At 44.2% G+C, this 26681-nt stretch carries 19 protein-coding genes; 13 read left to right on the forward strand and 6 right to left on the reverse strand.

Annotation, left to right across the window (positions count from 1 at the left end):
* Position 1: 1 nt before the first annotated feature.
* The 11 genes from F7734_RS29275 to argH all read left to right on the forward strand — a co-directional run bounded on the left by F7734_RS29275 (position 2) and on the right by argH (position 18821).
* The gene (locus tag F7734_RS29275) at positions 2 to 4687 is read left to right on the forward strand and encodes a non-ribosomal peptide synthetase (protein ID WP_155748093.1); all 4686 of its coding nucleotides are present in this window, start codon (positions 2 to 4) and stop codon (positions 4685 to 4687) included.
* 20 nt (positions 4688 to 4707) lie between these two features.
* Positions 4708 to 5754, forward strand: coding sequence for a TauD/TfdA family dioxygenase (locus F7734_RS29280; protein ID WP_155748094.1), 1047 nt, complete (start codon positions 4708 to 4710; stop codon positions 5752 to 5754).
* 14 nt (positions 5755 to 5768) lie between these two features.
* Entirely contained in the window at positions 5769 to 6794 is a 1026-nt protein-coding gene (locus F7734_RS29285) for a TauD/TfdA family dioxygenase (RefSeq protein WP_155748095.1), read from the forward strand.
* 6 nt (positions 6795 to 6800) lie between these two features.
* A complete protein-coding gene (locus F7734_RS29290; protein ID WP_155748096.1) occupies positions 6801 to 10859 on the forward strand; it encodes a non-ribosomal peptide synthetase in 4059 nt (1352 codons plus the stop codon).
* A gap of 51 nt (positions 10860 to 10910) precedes the next feature.
* On the forward strand, positions 10911 to 12218 hold the full coding sequence (locus F7734_RS29295) for an MFS transporter (RefSeq protein ID WP_155748097.1): 1308 nt from the start codon (positions 10911 to 10913) through the stop codon (positions 12216 to 12218).
* 48 nt (positions 12219 to 12266) lie between these two features.
* A complete protein-coding gene (locus F7734_RS29300; protein WP_155748098.1) occupies positions 12267 to 13277 on the forward strand; it encodes a threo-3-hydroxy-L-aspartate ammonia-lyase in 1011 nt (336 codons plus the stop codon).
* A gap of 40 nt (positions 13278 to 13317) precedes the next feature.
* The gene (locus F7734_RS29305) at positions 13318 to 15624 is read left to right on the forward strand and encodes a M28 family metallopeptidase (protein ID WP_166482229.1); all 2307 of its coding nucleotides are present in this window, start codon (positions 13318 to 13320) and stop codon (positions 15622 to 15624) included.
* Positions 15625 to 15735: 111 nt separating this feature from the next.
* Positions 15736 to 16524, forward strand: a complete 789-nt coding sequence (gene larB, locus F7734_RS29310) for a nickel pincer cofactor biosynthesis protein LarB (RefSeq protein WP_166482230.1) — start codon at positions 15736 to 15738, stop codon at positions 16522 to 16524.
* Between the two features lie 37 nt (positions 16525 to 16561).
* Positions 16562 to 16906: a hypothetical protein gene (locus F7734_RS29315; protein ID WP_155748100.1), complete on the forward strand. Its 345-nt coding sequence runs from the start codon at positions 16562 to 16564 to the stop codon at positions 16904 to 16906.
* A 199-nt stretch (positions 16907 to 17105) separates the two neighbouring features.
* Positions 17106 to 17312: a hypothetical protein gene (locus F7734_RS29320; protein WP_155748101.1), complete on the forward strand. Its 207-nt coding sequence runs from the start codon at positions 17106 to 17108 to the stop codon at positions 17310 to 17312.
* Between the two features lie 114 nt (positions 17313 to 17426).
* Entirely contained in the window at positions 17427 to 18821 is a 1395-nt protein-coding gene (gene argH, locus F7734_RS29325; protein ID WP_155748102.1) for an argininosuccinate lyase, read from the forward strand.
* A gap of 116 nt (positions 18822 to 18937) precedes the next feature.
* On the opposite strand, the gene F7734_RS60900 is transcribed toward argH, so the two are convergent.
* Positions 18938 to 19105, reverse strand: coding sequence for a hypothetical protein (locus F7734_RS60900; protein WP_166482231.1), 168 nt, complete (start codon positions 19103 to 19105; stop codon positions 18938 to 18940).
* A 345-nt stretch (positions 19106 to 19450) separates the two neighbouring features.
* Here F7734_RS60900 and F7734_RS29330 point away from each other — a divergent pair, with 345 nt between their 5' ends.
* On the forward strand, positions 19451 to 19945 hold the full coding sequence (locus tag F7734_RS29330; RefSeq protein WP_155748103.1) for an NUDIX hydrolase: 495 nt from the start codon (positions 19451 to 19453) through the stop codon (positions 19943 to 19945).
* 103 nt (positions 19946 to 20048) lie between these two features.
* Positions 20049 to 20876 (forward strand): alpha/beta hydrolase, encoded by an 828-nt coding sequence (locus F7734_RS29335; protein ID WP_155748104.1) that lies wholly within the window; start codon positions 20049 to 20051, stop codon positions 20874 to 20876.
* Between the two features lie 94 nt (positions 20877 to 20970).
* On the opposite strand, the gene F7734_RS29340 is transcribed toward F7734_RS29335, so the two are convergent.
* The 5 genes from F7734_RS29340 to F7734_RS29360 all read right to left on the reverse strand — a co-directional run.
* Positions 20971 to 23154, reverse strand: a complete 2184-nt coding sequence (locus tag F7734_RS29340) for an ATP-binding protein (RefSeq protein WP_207714245.1) — start codon at positions 23152 to 23154, stop codon at positions 20971 to 20973.
* A 90-nt stretch (positions 23155 to 23244) separates the two neighbouring features.
* Complete coding sequence (locus F7734_RS29345) at positions 23245 to 24795, reverse strand: ATPase domain-containing protein (protein WP_166482232.1); 1551 nt, start codon at positions 24793 to 24795, stop codon at positions 23245 to 23247.
* A 420-nt stretch (positions 24796 to 25215) separates the two neighbouring features.
* Complete coding sequence (locus tag F7734_RS29350; protein ID WP_155748106.1) at positions 25216 to 25692, reverse strand: hypothetical protein; 477 nt, start codon at positions 25690 to 25692, stop codon at positions 25216 to 25218.
* Positions 25693 to 25706: 14 nt separating this feature from the next.
* Positions 25707 to 26057 carry a hypothetical protein gene (locus tag F7734_RS29355; RefSeq protein ID WP_155748107.1) on the reverse strand — a complete coding sequence of 117 codons (351 nt, stop codon included), beginning with the start codon at positions 26055 to 26057 and terminating at the stop codon, positions 25707 to 25709.
* Between the two features lie 37 nt (positions 26058 to 26094).
* Positions 26095 to 26681, reverse strand: a 587-nt coding sequence (locus F7734_RS29360; RefSeq protein ID WP_155748108.1) for a pantothenate kinase, incomplete at its 5' end; no start/stop codon positions are given.

A 26681-nucleotide genomic window follows, 5' to 3' on the forward strand; every position in this document is an offset into this window, starting at 1 on the left:
AATGGATGATATTTCCGCCTATATAAATCAACTGTCTCCGGAAAAACAGGAACTATTGGAGCTGTTGATTTCAGAAGCCGCAACTGAGTTTAACTGTTTTCCCCTCTCTTTTGCTCAACAACGGCTGTGGTTTGTCGAACAGTTGAATCCCAACACATCTACCTACAATATCTTTGCCGCAGTGCAACTCACTGGTTTGCTAAATGTGACGGTACTGCATGAAAGCGTCAACGAGATTGTGCGGCGTCATGAAGCACTGCGAACCACTTTTACCACTATCAAGAACCAACCAATGCAATTGGTAGCTTCGGCAATTTCAGTGAATCTACCTGTAGTTGATTTGCGAAAGTTACCTCAGTCTGAGCAAGATGCAGAGGTGCAAAAACTAGCTCTCGCCGAAGCGCAACAACCTTTCGACCTGACTAAAAGTCCACTTTTGCGAATGACCTTACTACAACTTAGTGAGGAAAAGCATATACTGCTGCTGACTATGCATCATATCATTTCTGATGGTTGGTCGATAGGGGTGTTTGTACGACAACTTGCAGCGCTTTACAGTAGTTTCTTAGACGGGAAATCCTCTCCTCTGCCTGAGTTACCGATCCAATACGCAGACTTTGCTCATTGGCAGCGCGAGTGGTTGCAAAAAGAGGTCTTGGAACAACATCTTTGTTATTGGCAACAACAGCTAGGCGAACATCCTCCAGTGCTGGAGTTACCTACAGATCGTCCGCGTCCTGCAGTTCAAACCTTCCGAGGCGCACGCCACCCATTGATGCTTCCTCAGTCTTTAACCGAGGCACTCAAAGCTTTGAGTTATCAAGAAAAAAGCACTTTATTTATGACACTGCTCTGCGCTTTCAAGGTGCTGCTATACCGTTGGTGCGGGCAGGATGATATCCTTGTAGGAACACCAATAGCCAATCGCGCACAGGCAGAAACTGAGGAGTTGATTGGGTGCTTTGTCAATGCTCTGGCTTTGCGAACCAACCTCGGAGGTAACCCCAGCTTTCGGGAGTTATTAAGACGGGTGCGCCAGGTGGCATTAGAAGCATATGCTCATCAAGATATGCCTTTTGAGAAGTTAGTAGAAGCTATCCAATCGGAACGCGATACCAGTCGCAACCCACTGTTCCAGGTCATGTTCGCCCTTCAAAATGCTCCAATGCCAGCCTTAAAGTTACCAGGCTTAGATCTGCGTCTATTGGATATAGAAAGTAGCACGGCAAAGTTTGATTTGACACTTGAACTAACGGAGATGCCAGAGGGGATAGGTGGCTTTTTTGAGTACAATACCGACTTATTTGACCCATGCACTATACAGCGTATGGCAGGTCATTTTCAAACCTTGCTCGAAGGTATTGTCACCAACCCAGAGCAACGCCTTTGGGACTTGCCACTGTTGACAACAGAGCAACGGCAAACTTTATTGGTGGAGTGGAACAACACTAAAGTCGATTACCCGCATCAGTGTATCCATCACTTGTTTGAAGCCCAAGTCGAGCGATCTCCCGATACTATGGCAGTCGTTTGTGAAGGAAGCCAGCTCGCTTACCATGAACTCAACCAACGTGCCAACCAACTGGCTCATTATCTTCAACGCCTGGGTGTGGGACCCGATGTGCTCGTGGGCATTTACATGGAGCGATCTTTGGAGATGGTAGTGGGACTTCTTGGTATTCTCAAAGCTGGTGGTGCCTACGTTCCAATAGATCCAATGTATCCAAAAGAACAGTTGGCATTCATACTGGAAGATGCTCAGTTACCCGTGCTGCTCACTCAGGAAAAGTTAAAGCCAGGATTACCTTTTGAAATCCATAATCCAACTGTGGTTTGCTTGGACACGGACTGGAAAGTTATTGAGCCAGAAAGCCGTGCCAACCCTGTAAGCTGCGTAACTCCCGAACACCTAGTATATACAATATATACATCAGGTTCTACAGGCAAACCCAAAGGAGTGGAGGTTCAACACACTGGGTTAGCGAATCTTGTCACTTGGTACAAGAGTTTCTACAAGGTGACACCAACAGACCGAGCAACACATTTGGCAGGACCTGCCTTTGATGCCTCAGTATTGGAATTATGGTCTAACCTAATTGCAGGAGCAAGCATTTATATCCCGGATGAAGACACCCGTCATTCTCCTTCAAAGCTGTTGCAATGGTTAAGTGCCAAGGCAATTACTATCTGTTTTCTACCAACGCCACTTGCCGAAGTCGTTTTAGCCCAGGAGTTACCAGAAGATTTGTCCTTGAGGTTTTTATCTACAGGAGGAGATAAGCTACATCGAATCCCTGACAAATTATCTTTCAGCGTAGTCAACCTCTACGGACCAACGGAAAGCACTGTTATTGCAACAGCTGCGATCGTGTCAGACCTAGTGCAAACCGATGCGCCCCCCATAGGTCGCCCTATTGCTAATACACGGGTTTATATACTGGATGCACGTATGCAGGTTGTACCTATTGGTGTGCCTGGTGAACTATACATTGCTGGTGTTGGTTTGGCAAGAGGCTACCTCAATCGACCAGAGCTAACTGCTGAGAGGTTTATTCTCAACCCCTTCAGCAATGATTTGGGCGATCGCCGCTTGTACAAAACGGGTGACCTAGCCCGTTACTTACCAGACGGGAACATTGAATTTTTAGGTCGCAATGACTTTCAGGTTAAGGTGCGGGGCTTTCGTATAGAACTCGGTGCGATCGAAACTGCGCTAGCACAGCATCCAAACTTACGGGAGAACACAGTCGTAACACGGGAAGACCAGCCCGGTGTCAAACGCTTAGTTGCCTACATTGTTCCCAAGCAAGACCGGGCTCCTACCACTAGCGAGCTACGCCGTTTCCTGAAACAAAAGCTACCTGATTACATGGTGCCATCTGTTTTAGTCATCCTAGACACCCTACCGATGACACCCAATGGCAAAGTAAATCGTCGGGCTTTACCTGTACCGGAAGGTTTGCGACCAGAGTTAGAACAGGAGTATCTCGCACCTCGCACGTTAATTGAGCAGGTACTGGCAGACATCTGGAGTCAGGTTCTTGGTATCGAACGAGTGGGTATCCAAGATAACTTCTTCGCTTTAGGGGGACACTCTTTACTCGCAACTCAACTGGTTACGCAAATCCGCGAAACCTTAGAGGTAGAGTTACCACTGCGTAATCTGTTTGAAGCACCAACTATAGCTGACTTGGCTGCTGCGATTGAAACTATTCAGCAAAAAAGTCAAAACGTGCAAGCCTTGCCCATCCTACCCATTACAAGAGATAAAAGCTTGCCGCTCTCTTTTGCCCAGCAGAGGCTGTGGTTTATTCACCAGCTAGATCCTAACACCACTGCCTATAACATTCTTGCTGCTGTCCAAATGACTGGCTCACTGAATGTAACAGCGCTACACGAAAGCTTGAATGAAGTTGTCAGGCGTCACGAAGCACTGCGAACCGCCTTTGCAACGGTAGAAGGACAACCGGTTCAGGTCATAGCGCCAAACCTAACCGTAACACTGCCACTAGTAGATTTACAGCAGTTGCCAAAAGATGTGATGGAGACGGAAGTCCAAAGAATAGCTCAACAGGAAGCTCAGCAGTGTTTTGACCTGGCAAGTGGTTCATTGTTACGAGGGATGCTGTTACAATTAGACGAGCAAAAGCACGTCTTGCTACTCGTGATACACCATATTGTTTGCGATGGTTGGTCAATGGGTGTACTCATCCAAGAGTTGGCAACGCTTTATGAAGCTTTCTCCAGTGGAAAATCCCCTCTACTGCCTAAACTGTCTATCCAATATGCTGACTTTGCATACTGGCAGAGGCAGTGGTTGCAAGGCGATGTGCTAGAAACACAGCTAGCTTACTGGCAACAGCAATTAGCAGGTGCTCCACCTGTGTTAAAGCTACCAACAGACCGATCGCGACCATCAGTGCAGAACTTACGCGGTGCCTTCCAATCCTTTGAGCTATCACCAAGTTTGACCCAGCGTATTAAGCTGCTGAGCCAGCAGTCAGGGACAACTTTGTTCATGACCCTACTCACAGCGTTCCAAACCCTACTTTGGTACTACAGCGGGCAGGACGATATCTCAGTTGGTTCGCCTGTTGCCAATCGCAACCGCAAGGAGACTGAACCACTCATTGGCTTCTTTGTCAACACGCTAGTACTGCGAACAAACTTATCCGGTCACCCTAGTTTCCGCGAACTGCTAAACCGGGTGAAGCAGGTAGCTTTAGGGGCGTATGCACACCAAGACGTGCCTTTTGAAAAGTTAGTAGAAACTCTTCAACCAGAACGAAGCAGCAGTTACACGCCGTTATTTCAGGTATGGTTCGTCCTCCAAAATACCCCCATGCCATCTTTGCAACTTCCAGATTTGAATATGACTGTATTAGATCTCAACAGTGGTATGGTCAGACACGATTTAAAGCTCGGGTTATGGGAATCTGAAACGCTCCAAGGCTTATTTGAGTACAAGACAGACTTGTTTGATGCTTCTACAATCGTCCAAATGGCGGAATGTTTTGAAACACTTTTAGAGACGGTTGTTGAACAGCCTGATATGCAGCTAGACACACTGGCAAAAATTTTCAAAGATGCACAATTGCAGCAGCAAAGCGAGAAGGAAAAGGAAATTGAAAAAACCAGCGTCCAGAAATTAAAAAAAGTCAAGCGGAAAGCTCTCAGTAGCTTGTAGTTGAAAGGTAAAGAAACACTATGAAAAATTTAGAACCAGAAAAGCTTAGTCTCAATTTAAATAGGGCAAAGCGAAAAGTTTTCAACCAATGTCAAGAAAGATGGATCGAAACAGAGTATTGCCAGAATAGTAGCTCTTTACCTCTAGTTATTAAACCCACTGTAGACGGTCTCAATTTAATAGCTTGGGCTAGCAGCAATAAAGAGTTTATTGAAAGCAATTTACTCAAGCATGGAGGGCTTCTTTTTCGGAACTTTAATTTAGATGGAGTTACGGAATTTGAGGAATTCATCAAAGCAAATTCTACAGATTTGGTGGAATATTCTCATCGTTCAACGCCGCGCAGTCATGTCAGTGGTAAAATATACACTTCGACAGAATACCCTGCCAATCAATCCATTCCTTTACACAATGAGCTATCTTGGACTCTTAGTTGGCCCATGAAAATTTGGTTTTTCTGCATGAAATCGGCAGAGGTAGGCGGGCAAACACCAATTGCTGACAGTCGGAAAGTTTACCAACGCATCAACTCAAAAATCAAAGAGCAATTCATGCAGAAGAAGGTGATGTATGTTCGTAACTTACGAAACTTTGGTGATGGACTCGATTTACCTTGGCAAAATGTTTTTCAAACCACAGAAAAATCTGAGGCAGAGGATTATTGCCGTCAGGCTGGCATTGAGTTTGAGTGGATAGATAGCAATCATTTAAGAACCCGTCAGGTTTGTCAGGCTGTTGCCACACATCCTAAAACAGGTGACATGGTTTGGTTTAATCAGGCTCATTTGTTCCATGTATCTAGTGTGAATCCAGAAGTATGTCAATCACTTGTGTCAGTCTTTAGCGAAAAAGATTTCCCCCGCAACGCCTATTACGGGGATGGTTCTGAAATTGAAACATCAGTATTAGATGAAATTCGGGATATTTATCAGCAAGAAGCAGTTACTTTTCCTTGGCAGGAAGGAGATGTATTGATGCTGGACAATATGTTAGCCGCGCATGGACGTATGCCTTATACAGGTACGCGAAAGGTTTTGGTAGGAATGGCAGAACTTTTGAATAACTAAAATTTTTTATTCTTATGAACAATTCAAAATCTAAAAGTCCTACCATTAATAAGATAGGCACTGTCAAGCGAAAAGCTGTCAGAATGTCAGAGGAAGCCTTGATTAAGGTAGAGCTTCTATCAGAAAATCCCCTACCTCTGGTAGTAAAACCCACTGTAGAAGGGTTAAATTTAGCAGATTGGGCAATAAACAATCGGGAGTTTATTGATAGCAAGTTAAGTCAGCACGGTGGAATACTTTTCAGAGACTTTGAAGTGAATGGTGTCACTGATTTTGAGCATTTGATCGGGTCAACTTCTAGGGATTTGATAGAGTCAGTTGCCGAGCAAAACATACACAACGAGTTTGCCTATGCCGAGCAAAACATATTTTTCCACAATGAATATTCCGACAGGCAGATTTTTCCCTTGAAGATTTTCTTTTTCTGTGCGAAACCAGCAGAGGGTGGCGGGGAAACACCCATCGCAAATTGTCACAAAATTTTTCAACGCCTCGATCCAAAAATTAGAGAGCGTTTTCTAGAAAAGAAATGGATGTTAGTCCGCAATTATGGAAGTGGATTCAGTTCTACTTGGCAGAAAGCTTTTCAAACCACAGACAAAGCTGTAGTAGAGAAGTATTGCCGCAACTCTAACATTGAATTTGAATGGAAAGATAATAGCCGTTTGAAAACTTGCACAGTTTTACCAGCTATCTTAGAACATCCAAAAACTGCCGAACTACTGTGGTTCAATCAAGTCGCCTTTTTCCACATCTCTACATTAGAACCAGCGATACGCGAAGCTCTCATGGCATTAGACGAAGAATTTCCCAACAATACCTATTATGGTGATGGTTCTGAGATTGAAGCTTCAGTATTAGATGAGATTCGCCATTGTTATCACCAAGAAACGGTGAGTTTTACCTGGCATTCAAAAGATGTATTAATGCTGGATAATCTACTAACTGCACACGGTCGTGCGCCGTTTGTTGGCAAACAAGAAGTTTTTGTAGGTATGTCTGAATCATTTAACAACCAAAATTGTTGCAAAGGAGCGTAGAGAAAAATGCAAGTACAACCTCTTGAAGGTTTTAGGCTTTCCCCCCAGCAAAAGCATTTATGGTTATTGCAGCAAGGTAACAATAACCAGCCTTATCGCGTACAGTGTGCTATTCAAATCGACGGCGAGCTCAATCTTAAGATTTTAAAGGTAGCCTTAGAAAACGTTGTCAATCAACACGAGATCCTCAGGACGACTTTTCACAATCTGCCGGGAATGAGAATCCCAATTCAAGTTATCAATGATAGTCACATACCATCGATTCAAGAACACAATTTGATTGGCTTGGCACCGGAAAAACAAAAGACAAAAGTTGATCAAATCTTTCTGGAAGCACTGCAATTGCCTTTTGATTTTGAGCAATCTTTACTACATCTATCCTTAATTGCTCTTTCGCCATCTCAACACCTGTTGCTTGTGAGCTTACCTGCTATTTGCGCCGATACAGCAACATTGAACAATCTGCTATGTGAAATTAGTTTTTCCTACACTGCTTGTTTGCAGAACGAGGAAGTTTTCAACGAGCCAATGCAATATGCTGATATCTCTGAGTGGCAAAATGAATTGATTGAGTCAGAGGAAGGAGAAATAGGAAGAAATTACTGGCAAAAGCAAGATATTTCTTTTATTACTGCCAAGCTTCCTTTTGCGAATCAGGTTGATGAGACAGAATTTTCTCCCAAATTTCTCAGCTTGACAATTGAACCAGATTTAGTTGCCGATATCGAAGCACTTATCGAAAAATATGAGACTACGTATTCTGATTTCTTCCTAGCTTGCTGGCAGATTCTGCTTTGGCGGCTTACCGGACAGTCAGAAATGATTGTAGGGACTGCTTACAATGGTCGCAAATATGAGGAGTTAGAATCAGCGTTAGGATTGCTGGAAAAATATTTACCTGTTCGTTGTTGTTTGCAAAATAAACTCCAATTCCAGGATATTTTGACTCAAATAAATGCATCAACTACGGAAGTTTACAAATGGCAGGAATACTTTACTTGGGAACAAGTTGCAGCAGCAAATAAAAATGGTCAGGGATTGTCTTTTTTACCTTTCCAATTTAGCTTCGAGAAAGAATCAAGGAAGTATCATGTAGGTAAACTGTTATTCTCAATTTATCAACAGTATACCTGTATTGAGAGATTTAACATAAAACTCTCTTGTATTCAAAGCCAGGATTCTCTGAGAACAGACTTTTACTACAATGTTGATTTATGTTCTGTTGAGAATGTCAAGCGATTGATGAGCCAGTTTCAAACATTGTTGAGAAGTCTTGTCAATAATTCGGCAGCCGCGATCGCCGAGCTAAATATTCTCAATCATACAGAGCGTCAGCAACTGTTGGTTGATTTTAATAATACAAAGGCAGATTATCAGAAACACAAATGTATCCACCAACTGTTCGAGGAGCAGGTAGAACGTCAACCAGACAATATTGCTGTTGTCTTTGGGAACCAACAATTGACCTATGCCGAACTTAACGCCCAAGCCAATCAGTTGGCGCATCACTTGCAACAACTAGGGGTGGGACCGGGAGTACTGGTTGCTGTTTATCTGAACCGTTCATTGGAAATGATTCCTGCTTTGTTAGGTATTTTAAAAGCAGGCGGTGCTTACGTTCCTATTGAAACCAGTTTGCCAAAGGCACGGATTCAATGGCTTCTCTCCTCTCTTAAAATTAAGAGCCTGATTGCTCAGAGTTCCCAATTGCAGTTGATTGAGGATTTGCAACCAGAACTTACCGACCTGAAACACTTAATTTGTCTGGATACTTCTCAAGAGGTTACCGAGCAGCCATCTGGAGATTGGTATATATGGACACGTTCATATTTAGATTGCTTACCAAAAGAAAATTTGCCAAAACAAGCCAGTTCAGAGGACATTGCCTATGTCATTTTTACATCTGGCTCCACAGGTACTCCCAAAGGAGTCGTTGTTCAGCACAAACCAGTCATCAATTTGATTGAGTGGGTTAACAAAACGTTTAACATCAATGCATCCGATAGAGTATTATTTGTAACATCACTGAGTTTTGACCTATCAGTGTATGATATTTTCGGACTTTTGGCTGCGGGCGGCTCTATCCGTGTTGCGTCTAACAGTGATGTGCGCGATCCATCTGTTCTGTTAAACATACTTTACAACGAGCCAATCACATTCTGGGATTCAGCTCCTGCTGCGCTTCAGCAGCTTGTTCCCTTTTTCCCGTCTCAAGAATCTATGACAAGCAAGAGTCAACTGAGACTGGTGTTTTTGAGTGGTGATTGGGTACCGTTGACGCTACCAGATTTGCTTAAGACAAGCTTTCCTGGCGTTGAGACGATCGCCCTTGGCGGTGCAACTGAAGCGACGGTTTGGTCTAATTACTATCAAATCACAGAAGTGAAGCCACACTGGAACAGCATTCCTTATGGAAAGCCAATTCAGAACGCACAATATTACATTCTTGACTCCTACCTCAACCCGTGTCCGGTTGGTGTTCCTGGGGATTTGTATATCGGTGGAGAAGTGTTAAGTTCTGGCTATATTAATGAACCTACCCTAACGGCAGAAAAGTTTGTCCCCAACCCCTTTAACAGCGATCCCAAGGCGCGGCTTTACAAAACTGGAGACTTAGCTCGCCACCTATCCGATGGCAATATAGAGTTCCTTGGTCGAATTGACCACCAAGTCAAGATTCGCGGCTTCCGCGTAGAACTGGGAGAAATTGAGGCGGCTCTAGCAGAACACCAAGCAGTGCGGGAAACTGTGGTTTTGGCACGGGAGGATCAATTTGGTAACAAAAGTCTGGTGGCATTTCTGATTGTCAATCAATCGGCTCCTGCGACTAACGAGCTGCGCCACTTTCTCCAACAAAAGCTTCCCGAGTACATGGTACCCGCCACCTTCGTTTTCCTAAATACTTTGCCACTTACACCTAATGGTAAGGTAGACCGTCGCGCCCTACTAGCAGCAGCTGCATCAAGAACTGTAGAGGTAGGTGCGATCGCACCCCGTGACGCCTTGGAACTGCAGCTCGTGCAAATGTGGGAAGAACTCTTGGATATCCGCCCGATTGGTGTTAGCGATAATTTTTTTGAACTTGGCGGTCATTCTCTTTTAGCTGTACGCCTGATGGCGCAAATTCAGCAGCAGTTTAAGCAAGATCTGCCGCTTTCTGTACTTTTTCAAGGAGCAACGATTGAACAGCTCGCAAATACTCTCCATCAGCAAAGCAGTTCCTTGCCTTGGTCGAGTGTGGTAGGAATTCAGACTGCGGGTTCAAAGCCACCGTTTTTCTGCGTACACCCTGTGGGCGGAAATGTTCTTTGCTACACCGATTTAGCAAAACATTTAGGACAAGAGCAACCATTTTACGGATTGCAAGCACCAGGTTTGGATGGGGAACAGGAGCCTTTCACTTGTATTGAGGAGATGGCAGCCTACTACATTGAACAGTTACGTGTTATTCAACCACAAGGTCCTTACTTTCTTGGCGGCTGGTCTTTTGGAGGAGTTGTAGCATTTGAAATGGCGCAGCAGTTGCACTCATCTGGTCATCAAGTCGCTCATGTTGCCTTGATAGACAGTTGGGCACCTATTCCCGGTACAAAATCGACAGAAGTTGATAGAAGCTCGCTGTTGGCTTGGTTTGCCAGAGACCTAGGAGGTCGATTTGGGAAAGATCTTGGCGTAACGGTTGAGGATCTGCAGCACCAAGAGCCAGAGGAACAGCTCAATTACGTACTACAACAGGCAAGGAGAGCAAACATCATGCCTCAGGAAGCTGGGCTGCAACAAATTCATCGTCTTCTGGAGGTTTGCATTACGAACCTTAAAGCCGAGCGCAGTTATACCCCGCAGGTCTATCCAAACCAAGTTACCCTCTTTCGAGCCAGCGAGGAGTTGGAGGATGACACCCATGATTTAAGCGGGGGTTGGAAGCAGTTAGTGGCGTCTGAAGTAAAAACTCATACGCTTGCTGGCAATCACTATAGCATCATTAGAGAACCATTAGTCCAGGTTTTAGCAGAACATCTCAAGGCATCTCTGGATAAAGCACGGGCTGTCATTTCACAATCTTAGTGCGATACCAATACTAAATATGTGTCGCAGAATCTCTCCAATTAGTATAAGATGGCACAAATAAATGTCGTTAGTGGGATCGGCGTTTTCGTCCCGATCTGGATAGGACAGACGGTTTCATTGTTGGGTTCTGGTCTGACTGGCTTCGCGCTAGGCATATGGGTATACCAGCAAACGGGATCGGTCACACAATTTGCGCTGATTTCTTTTTTCACTGCGTTACCAGGCGTCTTAATTTCACCCCTAGCCGGTACATTGGTGGATCGTTGGGATCGACGCAAGGCAATGCTTTTATCCGATTTAGGGGCGGGACTAAGCACCAGTGCGATCGCACTGCTACTCTTTGCTAATCGGCTGTCTATGTGGCACATTTACTTAGCAATGGCGATCGTCTCCACCTTTAGCGCCTTCCAATGGTTGGCATATACTGCAGCAACCACGGTGCTGGTTCCCAAGAAACATCTTGGTCGCGCCAGTGGTATGGTGCAGCTTGCAGAAGCGACCGCGCAAATTCTCTCGCCAGCGCTGGCGGGTTTACTGGTCGTGAAAATTCAAATCCAAGGCGTCATCCTGATTGATGTCAGTACCTTTATTTTCTCCGTCGTTACACTGCTGCTCGTTCGATTCCCCAAACTTGAAACGACCTTACAGGAGGAAAAAGTAGGGAAGGGTTTGCTGCGGCGCGAAGTCACCTACGGTTGGACTTATATCACTACGCGATCGGGGCTATTAGGATTGTTGATGTTCCTTGCTGTTAACAATTTTGTGACGGGAGTTGTGAGTGTGTTAGTTACACCGCTCGTGCTATCTTTTGCTTCGATCACCGTGCTTGGCACCGTGCAATCCGTTGCTGGAAGCGGTATGTTGATCGGTAGTCTGCTGATGAGCGTCTGGGGCGGTTCAAGTCGCCGCGTCTACAGCTTGCTTAGCTTCACACTCTTAGGTGGGCTGTGCATAATCATCACAGGGCTACGACCTTCCGTCCCAGTCTTTTTTGTTGCTGGTTTCCTTTACTTCTTTGGCTTGCCAATTATCAACGGTTCGAGTCAGGCGATCTGGCAAAGCAAAGTTGCGCCACTCGTCCAAGGACGGGTGTTTGCCGTGCGACGAATGATTGCCTGGTCGTCTCTGCCACTCGCCTATCTTGTTGCAGGCCCATTGGCTGACCGCGTTTTCCAACCATTGCTTGTTGTTGATGGACCGCTTGCTGGAAATATCGGACGAATTATCGGCGTGGGACCGGGGTACGGCATTGCTCTGTTGTTTGTCGTAATGGGAATGCTTATGGTGTTAACGTCAATTGGCGGCTATTTGTACCCCCGCCTGCGTTTGGTCGAGGAGGAACTTCCAGATGCATAAACTGAGCAGTTATTGAGCAATTTGTACAAATTTCTTAACGAGCAGGTTATGACACATTCTCAAAACATCTTTCCTACTAAAGAAGCTGCCATTGATACCACGGCCTTAAGGGTGGCAATAGCCGATGTGGAAGCAGCTGCTATGCGGTTAGCAGGTGTTGCTAACCAAACTCCAGTTCTTACCTCAAGGACTGTCAATCAGCGCACGAACAGCCAAGTATTCTTCAAATGCGAAAATTTTCAGCGTACAGGTTCGTTCAAGTTTAGGGGTGCTTACAATGCTTTGGCACAAGTGTCTAAAGAACAAAGACAGCGAGGCATCCTGACATTTTCCTCCGGCAATCATTCCCAAGCGATCGCACTTTCAGGAAAACTGAACGGGATTCACACCACAATCGTTATGCCTGATGATGCCCCAGCAGTTAAACAAGAAGCGACTCGTAGTTATGGAGCGGAAGTGATTCTGTACAATCGCTTAGAAACTACACGAGAAGCGATGGCACAATCTCTGGTCATTGAGCGTCAAATGACTCTCATTCCCCCTTTTGACCATCCTCATGTGGTAGCAGGACAAGGTACGGCAGCTAAAGAATTGATTGAGGAAGTCGGTTCTCTGGATCTGCTGTTAGTTCCATGTGGCGGCGGTGGCTTGCTTTCTGGATCTGCGATCGCGGCTCGCAGCCTATCACCCAAATGTCGAGTCATCGGAGTGGAACCGGAACGGGCTATGGACGCCACATGTTCGTTTCACACAAAAACACTACACACAGTTCACAATCCTGACACAATAGCAGACGGTGCCCGCACTCCTAACTTAGGGAATATTACCTTCCCACTAGTATTGCACTACGTGGATGATATGGTCGCGGTATCTGAGACAGCGATTTTGAATGCGATGTTTTTCTTGTGGGAGCGGCTGAAAATAGTTGTCGAACCCACAGGGGCGCTAGCAGCTGCGGCTCTGTTAGAAAATGTAGTGACCGCACCAAATGCCCGGATTGGTGTCATCATTAGTGGTGGCAATGTTGATTTACAAAAATTTCGTCAACTTTTTTCATAGTCTCCATGCTTTCCATCTCGCTACATTCTGGGAGCATCTGATGAACAAGATGAGATTTGTTACCTTTTTATTCATACTATTTTTTGTATTGCTCGGATTTCAACTAAAACCTCCCGTCGCCGTACCCACAAGCGCACCTGTTTTAGAATTTTCTTCTGGTCGTGCCATGAAACATCTTGAGGCGATCGCTCAGAAACCTCATCCAATCGGTTCATCTGAACATACAATAGTACGGGATTACATTGTCAAACAACTAACGGATCGGGGACTGAAACCAGAGGTTCAGAAAACAACAGTTGTTAACTCAAGATGGGGAACTCCATTTGTAGCAGGAACAGTACATAACATTCTTGCAAAACTATCAGGAACAGATAATACTAAGGCTGTCTTGCTAGCTGCTCATTACGATTCCGTACCAAATGGATCGGGTGCGAGTGATGATGGTGCTGCTGTGGCAGCAATGTTAGAAACTGTGAGAGCTTTAAAAGTATATGCACCTTTAAGAAATGATGTGATTTTTCTATTTACTGATGGAGAAGAACCAGGGCTTTTAGGAGCAAAAGCTTTTGTAGATGAACATCCTTGGGCTAAAGATATTGGACTTGTGCTGAATTATGAAGCCCGTGGTAATAGTGGTGTTTCAATAATGTTTGAAACTAGCAGTGAAAATGGATGGTTGATCGAGGAGTTTGCAAAAGCCTCCCTGCATCCAGTTGCGAATTCACTCACACATAACATTTATAAGCTTTTACCCAATGACACTGACTTAACCATGTTCAAAGCGGCTGGATTGCCGGGATTTAATTTTGCCTATTTGAATGGTGTCGTTCATTATCACACTTCTTCTGATAATTTAGAGAATATTGATGAACGCAGTCTTCAACACCACGGCGACTACGCCCTATCTTTAACACGTCATTTTGGTAACTTAGATTTAAAAGATACGAAAAGAAGTGATGCTGTGTACTTTGATATCTTAGGCTTAACTCTTATTCACTACCCCGATATATGGATCGCTCCTTTAACAGTTTTTGTTGTTCTCTTATTTGTTGGGGTAATGACACTAGGTCTGAGAAGAAAACAGTTGACATTCTCTGGTACTGTTCTAGGCTTCCTTGCTTTCTTATTAAGTATCCTCAGTGCTTCGGTAATTGTGACTGTTACTTGGTGGATGATATGCACCTTGCACGATGGGTATAAGCTGTTTCCTCAAGGCGATACCTATAATAGCTATTATTACATGGTCAGCTTTATAGCCCTCACCATTGCTATTATCTCAGGTCTTTATGTTTGGCTCCGCAAGAAGGTAAGTGTACAAAACTTAACGGTTGGCGCATTGCTTTGGTGGTTAATATTAATGGTGCTGTCTAGCGTGTTTGTGCCTGGTGCCAGTTATCTGTTTACATGGCCACTGCTGTTCAGCCTTTTAGGATTGGGGTTTATATTTGCTTCCAAACCTCAGAATTCTGTCTTGGGGAAACGCTTTGCCGTGCTGTCTCTGTGCGCTATTCCAGGAATCATTTTGCTGGCTCCCACAATTTACCTGATATTTATTGCACTCACTTTAGAGTTATCTGGAGCGGTAATGGTTATGGTGGTGCTACTACTTGGGTTACTCATTCCGCTCCTTTCCCTAATGGCAACTCGAAACAAATGGTTGTTGCCCACAGTTTCGATAGTAGTAAGTTTAACTTTTATTGTGCTCGGTAGCTTAACAGCAGGTTTTGATGCTCACCATCCTAAACCAAACAGTATCTTTTATGGTTTAAATACCGACACGGAAAAGGCAATTTGGGCTAGTGCAGATAAAAAGCCAGATGAGTGGACATCCCAATTCCTTTCTCAGGATACGGAAAAAGCTAAATTAGCTGAATATTTACCTACAGTGTCAAGAAAATTTCTCAAAAGTCAAGCTCCCGTAGTACTATTGACGGCACCAAATATCGAGTTACTGAGTGACAACACCACCGACGAGGTACGAAGCTTGCGAATGCGTATTACCTCACCTCGGCAAGCACGTGTTCTCCGAGTATATATAGACTCAAGTACAAAAATTTTGGCTGCTGCGATCAACGGCAAACGAATCGGCAACAACGATAGACTAGCGCACGCTGAACCTGGAAAGCAGTGGGGATTACATTATTATGCCCTTCCTCAAGAGGGTATAGAGCTAACTTTGGAACTAAAATCATCCCAGCCCTTAACAATCAGAACTGTGGATCAATCAGATGGGCTTCCTCAAATACCAGGCAAATCTTTCCAGAAAAGACAGAATTACATGATGGCTACAGCATTTGGATCTGGAGTGAGTGATTCGACTCTAATTAGCAAATCTTTTACTTTTTAGAATAAATCGAAACTGAAAGTAACAGAATAGTTATTAGTTAGTGGTTAGTCGTTAATGGTACTTATTGACAACTAACCACTAACAACTAACCACTAACAATCCAAAATCGCTGTGAGTCAACCTGAAGAAGTGCGATCGCTCTTAGAATCTGTCGCCCAAGGTGAAGTTACCCCAGATGTAGCCCTAGAAACGCTCAAAAATTTATCTTATGAACCTGTAGGTGAGTTTGCCAAAATAGACCATCACCGCGCCTTGAGAACGGGTTTTCCTGAAGTTATCTGGGGACCGGGTAAAACTCCCGAACAGATTGCTCAAATTATGAATATCATGCGCCAGCGCAATCCAGTGGTAATGGCGACCCGTATAGAACCAGATGTTTATACTGTATTGCAACCGAAAGTTAGGGGTTTGTACTACTACAACTTAGCCCGAATTTGTGCTATCGCTCCTCCAAGCATTGAACCGCAGTACCCTGGTATCATTGGCATTCTTTCTGCTGGTACTGCCGATTTACCAGTCGCTGAAGAAGCTGCTGTCACCGCCGAACTTTCTGGTTTTCAAGTACAGCGCCTTTGGGATGTGGGAGTTGCAGGAATTCACCGCTTGCTCAATAACCGTCATGTTATTGAATCAGCCTCAGTCTTGATTGTTGTGGCGGGAATGGAAGGCGCTTTACCCAGTGTAGTTGCAGGTTTGGCAGATTGTCCCGTGATTGCTGTTCCTACTAGCATCGGTTATGGAGCAAGCTTTGGAGGATTAGCACCGCTCTTGACAATGTTAAACTCTTGTGCTGCTGGTGTAGGGGTTGTCAATATTGACAATGGATTTGGCGCTGCAGTGTTAGCAGGACAAATTTTGCGAACAGCCGCAAAATTGCGGTTGGCATCACCCGATTCATGAGGTTATGACGGTAGGCAAACCAATTCTAAGGCTTAACATGAAACGTTGGATTACACTGGCTGCATTTGCCTTAAGCTTTCTATTAACAATTTTTATATCGACTAACGATACAGTGACTGCTGAAAGTAAAATTGATGCAAGCTGTACTTATAACGGTATTAAGCTTTACGGTAAAGTACAGATTGTCAAAGATTTCCCGGATATTACCATACAAGAAGTCAACGACTTTCCAGATTTACACATTCAAAAAGTGACAGAATTCCCTCAAGATTGCGGAAAGTGGCAAGTCGTTGAGAACTTTCCCGACTTTAAAGTGAAGTTTGTTAAAGAATTTGCGGACATCAAAATCAAGATGGTGGATGTCTTTCCCGGTTTGCCTTAAAGAGGGAGTAGGGAGTAGGGAGTAGGGAGTAGGGGAAGATTTTCATGCTTAACAGTGAAAATTTCTGATTGGGACTGCGTTGGAGAACCATCAGTCTAAATACAGAGGATTATTTTTCCACTAGACAATTTCTACATATTGCAGTATTACCGGGAAGTATCGAGGAGAAAATTTTATCCTTCATTCTTCATCTTTATATATGGACATATTTACTGATTCAATATCTCATTTAATGTGGTGGTCTTCTTTAGACTGGACTGCACTAGCACAAACCGTAACTGACCCTAACGTTCTTGGTCAGATGCAAAAAGCGTTTACCCACTTTGTGCAGACAGGTCAAGCTTGGGCGTTCTTGATTGGATTGGCTCTTGGTTATGTGATTCGGAATTTCACGAGTTACGGCTGATTTGATGCGTGGATTTTGGATGTGTGGATTTTGGATGCGTGGATTAGGTTAATCTAGAATCCACTCATCAGCAATCTGAAATCCACTCATCGGCAATCTAAAATCCAAAATTGTATGACCGCACAAAACACTTGGAGTCAACGGTTTGAATCGGCGTTGCATCCCGCAATTGCTCGGTTTAATGCCAGTATTAATTTTGATATTCAGCTTTTAGAGTATGACTTGACTGGGTCTAAAGCTCATGCCCAGATGCTCGCTCATACTGGTATTCTTTCTCAAGAAGAAGGCGAGCAACTTGTGGAAGCTTTAGACAAGATTCGCGAGGAATATCAACAAGGTAACTTTAACCCTGGGATTGAGGCAGAAGATGTCCATTTTGCCGTTGAACGTCGTCTTGTGGAAATGGTAGGTGATTTGGGTAAAAAATTACACACAGCCCGTTCCCGAAACGACCAAGTAGGGACTGACACTAGGCTTTATCTTCGAGATCAAATTGAGCAAATCAGGAATCAATTGCGCGAATTTCAAAATGTTTTGCTAGATATTGCCGAACAACACATTGAAACACTGATTCCGGGTTATACGCACTTACAACGTGCTCAGCCTCTAAGTTTAGCCCATCACTTACTGGCATACTTTCATATGGCACAGCGCGATCGCGAACGTCTTAAAGATGTGTCTCGCCGAGTGAATATTTCACCGTTGGGGTGCGGTGCTCTGGCGGGAACTACTTTTCCTATAGATCGCGACTACACTGCCAAGTTGTTAAAGTTTGATCGCATTTATGCTAACAGTCTTGATGGAGTTAGCGATCGCGATTTTGCCATTGAATTTCTCAGTGCAGCCAGTATAATCATGGTTCACCTCAGCCGTCTTTCAGAGGAGGTGATTTTATGGGCATCTGAGGAATTTAGCTTTGTCACCCTCAAAGATAGCTGTGCAACGGGTTCGAGCATTATGCCCCAAAAGAAAAACCCCGACGTACCAGAGTTGGTTCGGGGTAAAACTGGGAGAGTCTTTGGTCATCTACAAGCAATGTTAGTGATTATGAAGGGATTACCCCTGGCATACAACAAAGACTTGCAAGAAGATAAAGAAGCTTTATTCGATAGTGTCAATACAGTCAAAGCCTGTCTTGAGGCAATGACAATTTTACTTCGCGAAGGTTTGGAATTCCGTACCCAGCGTTTGGCAGAAGCAGTAACAGAAGACTTTTCCAATGCTACCGATGTAGCAGATTATTTAGCAGCCCGAGGTGTACCCTTCCGGGAAGCATATAACCTTGTAGGCAAAGTTGTTAAAACCAGTATTGCCGTCGGTAAACTTCTTAAAGATTTACGCTTAGAGGAGTGGAAAGAACTTCACCCAGCTTTTGACGCAGATATTTACGATGCAATATCGCCTCGTCAAGTGGTTGCCGCTCGTAACAGCTATGGTGGTACGGGATTTGAACAAGTGAGACAAGCGCTGAAAGCCGCCCGCAGTCAAACTCCCGAAACTGAGTACTAGGGACAAAAGGAGTGGGAAACTATTCTCATCCCCCATTCCCAATTGCTACTCATAATTATGGGCGTACAAGTGTACGCCCGCCATAACTGAGAGAGCAAATATTTTGAGCAGCGTTTTTACTCAGCATCAATAGCTGCTGCGCCCTCATCCTCTTCACTCTTCGGCGGTCTTTGCTGGAATCTTCTATTGCCCATCCGTCCTGTTGTAGTCCGTTTACGAAACTTTCGGGCATACGCCTGGTTCCGTAGCGCCTTTTCTTTTTTCGGATTGCGGCGCTTAGCCATGTTCACCTCATTAAATAAACAACAAAAACTCGCTTCTAGGGTTGATGTAGGCAGTATCTGCTGTTGAGCTTACTTGTTCTTCTCGCCTAGATTTGCGACATCTATATTTTAAACAGCAATCTATACTAACCTATTATAGAGTTTCCGTCAACTGAAATCTGAATTATGAAGTTTGTGGAGGCAAGATTTTAAGTATTCCGCAGTGGTCGAATCAGTGTTTTCTGAGATAATCTTTAAGATATGGCTCCAAACCACAGCCAGTATTGTATAAGGTACAACTCAGCATTTATGCTGAGAAAGTCTTGTGTGGTAAGGTTCTCGACACTACAATACAAAATTTGAAAATTGAACGATTTAGCTTTTATGGATGTGGCTGTTCAGTCCACACGTAGTTTATGGCGATTTGGACAAACTGTACTTGGCATCATCTTCCGCCATCCAGTTCCGGGGACAAGTATCATTCCGATTTTACCGGACGGTCGGATTGTTTTAATCCGGCGACGGGACAATGGTCTCTGGGCATTGCCTGGAGGTATGGTGGATTGGGGTGAAGATGTTCCGAGTGCAGTGGAACGGGAGTTGATGGAAGAAACCGGATTGGAATTAGTGAAAATTCGGCGTTTAGTCGGTGTGTATTCCTCGCCAGAGCGTGACCCCAGAATCCATTCGATTTGTGTTGTTGTGGAAGCCGATGTCCGGGGAGACATGCTTGTGCAAGATACCTTGGAAGTTATGGAAATCCAAGCTTTTCCAGTTGATTCCCTACCACCAGGGAAAATGTCTCACGATCACAGTCGCCAATTACAAGATTATTTAAATGGTTTGACGACACTGGCATGAGAATTATGAATTATAAATTATGAATTATGAATTATTTTTTCATCATTCATCATTCATCATTCATAATTTCCACTAGTGTGAATGACTATATTAAATAACTAAGATGGACTCTCTATTCCGTAACTCCCGAAGAAAGCTCTCTCAAGGGCTTTTGTTTTGGCGCGAAATTGGTGCAGGAATTCCTATTATTTTTTTACATGGTTCGTGGAACGATAGCAGCCAATGGGTATCCTTAATGGAATTGCTTTCGCCAAATTTCCATTGCTTTGCACCAGATTTATTTGGCGTTGGTGAATCTGAGCGTCCAAACATCCACCATTCGATAGATTTACACGTTGAGTGTCTGGCAGAATTTTTGCAAGCCTTAAAGTTAGAAAGGGTATACTTGGTAGGGCATTCCCTGGGAAGTTGGATTGCTGCTAGTTATAGTTTGAAATATCCAGAACAAGTTTATGGTTTGGTGTTGATATCACCAGAGGGTATCGCAATTGAAGGACAAAAAAAGCGTTTGCAACGGATGCAGCGTGTCATTAAGTTTCCACCAACGTTGTTTCAAATATTGAGAGTACTCCGCCCAATTACTAAAATGTTTGGCTGGGATGAGCAAATTGAACGAGCTTGGAAGTTACGTCAGGCAATGCTCAATTATCCCACAGCCTGTGAATTACTCTTCCAACGTCAAGAACCAGAAATTAAAGCAGAGTTGTTGCAAGAGCAATTGTCCTCAATATTGACTCCTGTTTTAATTTTGGAAGGAGGAAAAGACTCGAAAGAATTTCTGGACATGAGCAGAGCCTATGCTCAGTATCTTCCACAAGCAGAGTTAAAGGCGATCGCCCACGGTGCAAACGATTTACCTGAGTCTTGCGCCGGGGTTGTTGCTGGAGATATCCGTGATTTTATTAAATTAACAGTGACCAGTAACCAGTGACCAGTGACTTTGACTTGATTGCGATTGAAGGTGGACGGTAACAATTGACTTAATGGACTATCCTCTACCTCCTGTCGAACCCATCCTCGGTATGCTAGTTTGGATTGTTAGGGAAGGACGAATACAACACAGACCGATCGATAATCTGAACGATCGCCCGAACTAGCTGCTCTGGCTCTACAGGTTTGGCAAGATGTTCTTGAAATCCGGCTGCAAGCGCTTGTTGATAATTAATCTCTCCAGCATAAGCAGTTAAGGCGATCGCGGGTACTTGTCTGTTCTGAACCGAAGAAGCTCTTACCCGCTGTAGCAACATATACCCATCCACTTCCGGCATCCCAATATCGCTAATCAACAAGTCAAACTGATACTGGCTTAATGCAATCAGCGCCTCTACTGCCGATGCCACACCTGTCACAGTTGCTCCATACTGTTGGAGTAAGAAAGTAATGTATTCTCGCGTATCTGTCTCATCATCTACAACCAAAATGTTCATACCACCTAAGTCTGAAGGTTGTTGAGACTCCATAAAATTTTGTTTCGTTGTAGATTGCTGTTGCGTCAGTGGTAACCTGACTGTAAACGTCGCTCCCTGTCCTTCACCCAGACTCTCTGCTTGAACTGTTCCACCATGTAACTCAACTAAACGATGCACGATCGCCAGTCCCAACCCCAGTCCGCTAAACTTACGAGTGATTGTGCTGTCCGCTTGGCGAAAGTATTCAAATACATGGGGTAGAAAGTCGGGGTGAATGCCCTTACCAGTATCACTGACTACAATGTGGGCTTGAGTCCCGATACGATGGAGGTAAATATCTACTCGTCCGCCTTCTGGTGTAAACTTAATCGCATTGGAGAGCAAATTCCAGACGACTTGCTGCAATCGGCTTGAGTCTCCCAAAACCTGACCCACCTCTGGCTCAACCTTAACCTGTATCTGAATTTCTTTAGCGATTGCTGCCAGACTTACTGTTTCCATTGCAGATTGAATTGTCGTTGCTAGATCGACTGGACACATCTCAAGGCTGAGTTTGCCTTGAAGAATGCGGGAGACATCCAGAAGATCGCCTATGAGTTGCGTTTGTAATTTGGCATTGCGTTCAATAATTTCTAGAGCGCGAACTGTTGTCTGCTCGTCAAGTTTACGACTTTGCAACAGTTTTGACCACCCCAAAATTGGGTTGAGGGGAGAGCGCAACTCATGGGACAGAACAGCTAAAAATTCATCTTTAACTCGGTTAGCTTCGATCAATTGCTCGGTCTGTTGCTGCAACATATTCTCAGCTTGCTTGCGATCTTCAATATCTATTGCGGTTCCTACCCAATTGATGATTTGACCGCTACTGTCGCGTACAGGTCCGATAGACGCTAAATGCCAGCGATATTGTCCGTCCTTAGCTCGACGAAACCGATATTCAATTTCGTAGCTTTCACCCGTTTTCACTGCTTTTAGCCAAAGAGCTTGGGTTCGTTCTCGATCGTCTGGGTGCAAAACAACTGCCCACCCTGAGTTAAGGGTTTGCTCTGGAGTCAAACCAGTATAATGATACCAGTGCGGGTTACAATAAATGACTTGCCCATCCGGCAATGAATTCCAGACAAATTGGGGCAATGCTTCGGAAAGAAGACGGTACTGCTGTTCGCTTCTTCTTAATTGATCGTATAACCGAGATAACAGCGCCGAGCGCTCGCTTTCCATCAGCGTGTGATAGCGAGTTTCAATAAAGGTATTGCCCAACGTCCTCAGTAACTTCGCGTACATTCGCAATGTTTTTTGAGCCACAGGGCGCTGTTGGGAAGCCAGTTTCCAAACCTGCTGAGGTGAGAGATGCGATCGTTTTGCGTTCTGTTCCAATTGGAGTTGCAATCGGTCGGGGAACTGGTCGAGCACTTGACCTGCAATCAATGTGCCCAACCGATGCTCGCCTAGTTGCAAAGGTACAACAAAATGTGCTAAACCGATGCGATCGCTCGTGAATACTATCTCGCCTTGATGCAGTGCATCTGCTATGGCAGTACAGGGTACAGAGCGAAGCAGACAGAACGGACAAATTCCTAGTCTTTCCTTCAGCTGAGTCTGAAAAAGATTCCAAAGCGGTTGAGGATTGATGCACTCTCCCAGCATCTGCCCCTGTGAATCCGTTAATACCACAGCTAGATTCATAGCCAGAGCGTATTCCTCCAGCATAGAATGCCAGATTGTAGGGTCGAGCAGGGCATCGCGTACCTCTTCTCGAAGTTCGCTTTGGATTTCAATGTTGTCCCGGCTGTCTTCCAAACCTTCTGTGTCTCCTCTACTTCTGTGACCTCTATTCTATTCCGTATGCTCGCTTAAACATTACCAATCTCATACCATGTAATTCGCGTTTTACTCATCTATCTCTGAAGAGAAAGAACGATGACTTCGATTGAACCGAGTCGGCGCTCGACTCAGTAAATTGTAGTAGCTACCGAAGGGCAAATTTTGCCCTTCGATGCTTTCCTCTGATGATAGAATAATTCCACCTCGGTCAATTCGATACTCGCGGGTCACGTACTGATGGTTACAGCCCCGCGCTTTAGCAACTGTAATTGCCCGATGCATGACGTTTCCTAGTTCTACGTAGCTAAGTAGAATAACATTGTCTACTACAGAAGTCACGGTAGAATCGGTCATGAAGTGAGTTACCCCAAACAGTTCTGGATTTTCATAACTAATAAAAGTTGTCATTAACCGATTTTTTGTAAAGGCAATTAACGCGTGAAAGAACTCACGGAACACTCGTTGGTCGTGAATAGCATTGCTATAAGTCGTGATGCCATCCACAACAATACGCTCAATCTGTTGTTCCTCAATCGTTCGCACAATCAAGTCGAAGTGAACATTCACTTCTAACTCCAGTGGCGAGTCATGCAAAATGTGGATCATCTCAGTTTCCACTTGCTCTCGCATATTCAGACCGAGGGAGTCAGCATTGCGGAGAATTTGTTCTGGATGTTCGTCCAAGGTCACTAACAAGCTTCGCTTGCCCAAGTTTCGCGCTCCTTCCACCAATACCTGATACCCCAGAACAGACTTTCCCGTACCCGAAGCACCCACAACCAAGGTAACAGAGCCGTTATAAAGCCCACCGCCTGTGAGGTCATCCAGTGGCGTACTACCAATCACCGAGCGCTGTACAGTTGAAGTTGGTTGATTGCCAACCATCTGAACTCGACACTGCACTCGGCGAAACACCTCTAACCCTCTACCAGAAGTTATTCGTAGCGTGTGTACCCCAGCCTCAAAGTCCTGTCCTCGACTTTTGAGGATTTCTAGGCAGCGATAAATACCTTGCGAATAATCCCCACGTTTGAGCGAGATAACAGTATCTGCCAAAAACTCAGCAACATCCAGAGTCAGGGCTGGCTCTCCACGAGTTGCAAGTTCATGAGAAAAGATGGCGGTAAGCCCCTCCCGGTCGATCCCCTCAATAATTTGCTGTAAGAGTTCGCGGTAGGAACTAGGTCCGTTGGATAATGGGGAACCTCCATTGACTATAGTGGGACGGAGTAAGGCAATCCCATCAATAAAAATCCGTCGCGCTCCCAGTTCAGTTGCGGTCTCTATCAACAAACTATCCGCCGATCGCAGTTCTTGTTCTAGCACTTGGGGAGTCGTAAAAATAATCCGCAATCGGTTCTGCTGCTGCAACTCCTCTAGATTCCAATTAAAGTTGGCAACATCTCGCAACAACTTTCGGGGGCTGTTTTCAAATACGACAATAATTCCAGGTTCGTCATACTCGACAATACCTCGATAGATGAACTCAATGCCGAGTAGAGTCTTCCCCGCCCCAGCCTCTCCTTCTATCAGAATCACATTACCTCTGGGAATGCCACCTAAGAAAATATCATCTAAGCCAGTAATACCCGTTCGGACTAGATCGCCGTTACTCACCCTGTTCCTCCTTGCCCAATCATACTCATTCCACAAACCAACAGGTGGTCTGATGCTAGTACAGGTAAACCAATACTGAATTTCTAAACTTTATCAACTATTGCTTGCATTCCCCAAAAAAATTTTGGTAGGTTGGGCAAACCCCGTGGAGAAACCCAACAAATGTCTGTCAATGTTGGGTTTCCTTCCTCAACCCAACCTACGGGTTTTCGCATTTTTAGGCTTAACTGACAAGTATTGTCTTCTAGGAGACTTCCAAGGCAACAACGCCCGTCCCACATGCCGGGGTAATTTATTTCTTGGACATCCCTAGCGGGAAGGCAGTAATCCCACGCAACTTAGTTTTTTCCGTCAAGACGCTTCAAACAGTGCGTCTCTACATTTTTTAGAAGATTCAAAAAATTAATTGCAAGCTGAGGATTAAGAATTATCAACGAAATTATTCAAGGTAGTTACCCAATCAACTACCTCTAACTCATTATTACCTGCAAAACGTTCTATGTGTTTAACATTTGTCGTAATGACAGTAACCTTGTCATAATATTCAAACTGTTGTAATGCTTGTGCGGCAAGAATCGCATCACAATCTAAGCTTTTATTATCAGATGTTGGTTTCCCTTGATTTCGCACTTCTGCCCAAAATATAGCAGCTTGTACAAATGTCTCTGAATTAACGGGTATGAGACTGTAACTTATAAATTGGTTAAGTCGCTCAAGGCTTTTGTTATTATATAACCTGATTAACTCTCGTCTGACCTCGTAAACAGAAATTTCTGGAGATTTTAAAGCAATATTATTCTCTCGTAAAGATTGCATCCAATTGATGACTTCTGGTTTGATTTTAGGATGAGTAACCTGTCCCAACGGGTTAGTATCTAGTAAAACAGCTTGTGTCATTTAAAAGATAAATTTTAATCTAAATTTAAAGCAGCTTCTATTTTTGGATAAACTTCCTCATCATATCCTGATTCATCTTGTTGCCATTGCAAAACGAGAGCAATCATTGAGTCCAAATCTTGCATATCGTTTTGAATGTTCATCTGCTGCCCTGATGAAACATCAATATCACTATCTTGAGCTAAACCTGAAACAAATATTTCTGTAGAATAAGAACCCTTGACAAAAGTTTGATTTCCTAAATTAGTAGAATTTGAGGTTGTTGAGTGTATTAATTTATCTACCTTTTGTTTAATCTCTAATAATTCTTCTAAACTTAAATTCTCCAATTCAGCCAAAATTCCTAATAGTGTGTAAAATTTCATCGCATTAAAGTTCTAAACTACATGGCTCACATCTATTTTAAACTCTAGTGAGTACTGCTTGCATTCCCCAAAAAATCAAATTCTGTTCCACGTAAAAATGCGCTGCGATCGCAGGAAACTGAGATTGCACATAGTTCATTAACAACGTGCGATCGCCTCCAGTCATTGCAATCTTCCCTTCAGGGTAATCCCGCCACCACGCCTCAACAAAGTCTTTGATTCCAGCAACCAGAGTATAAATAACTCCGCTTTGCATAGCTTCTTCAGTCTTTAAAGCAAACCGTTGTGGAAGTTGCTCTTGTATTTCAACCATTGGTAATTGTCCGGTTTTTTCAGCAAGAGTCGCAAGTTGCAAACCCAACCCCGGAAGAATTGCACCGCCAACCAAACGTTTGTTAGCATCTGCACCTGTAAAAGTAAGTGCTGTTCCCGCATCAAGAACTAACATGGGAAAACCCCAATTCTCTCCAGCACCCCACAAAGCTAAGGCGCGATCGATTCCCAGTGTAGGATAAAGACCTTGTAAGGGGATTTGGTCTAAGGTGATGACGCGAAGATTTGGGTAAGATTGCCAGAGTTCTGTTTGGCTGGGAACTACAGAAGCTAAGAGGAGGGGGGGAAGGG

It is taken from the genome of Scytonema sp. UIC 10036 (assembly GCF_009725235.1).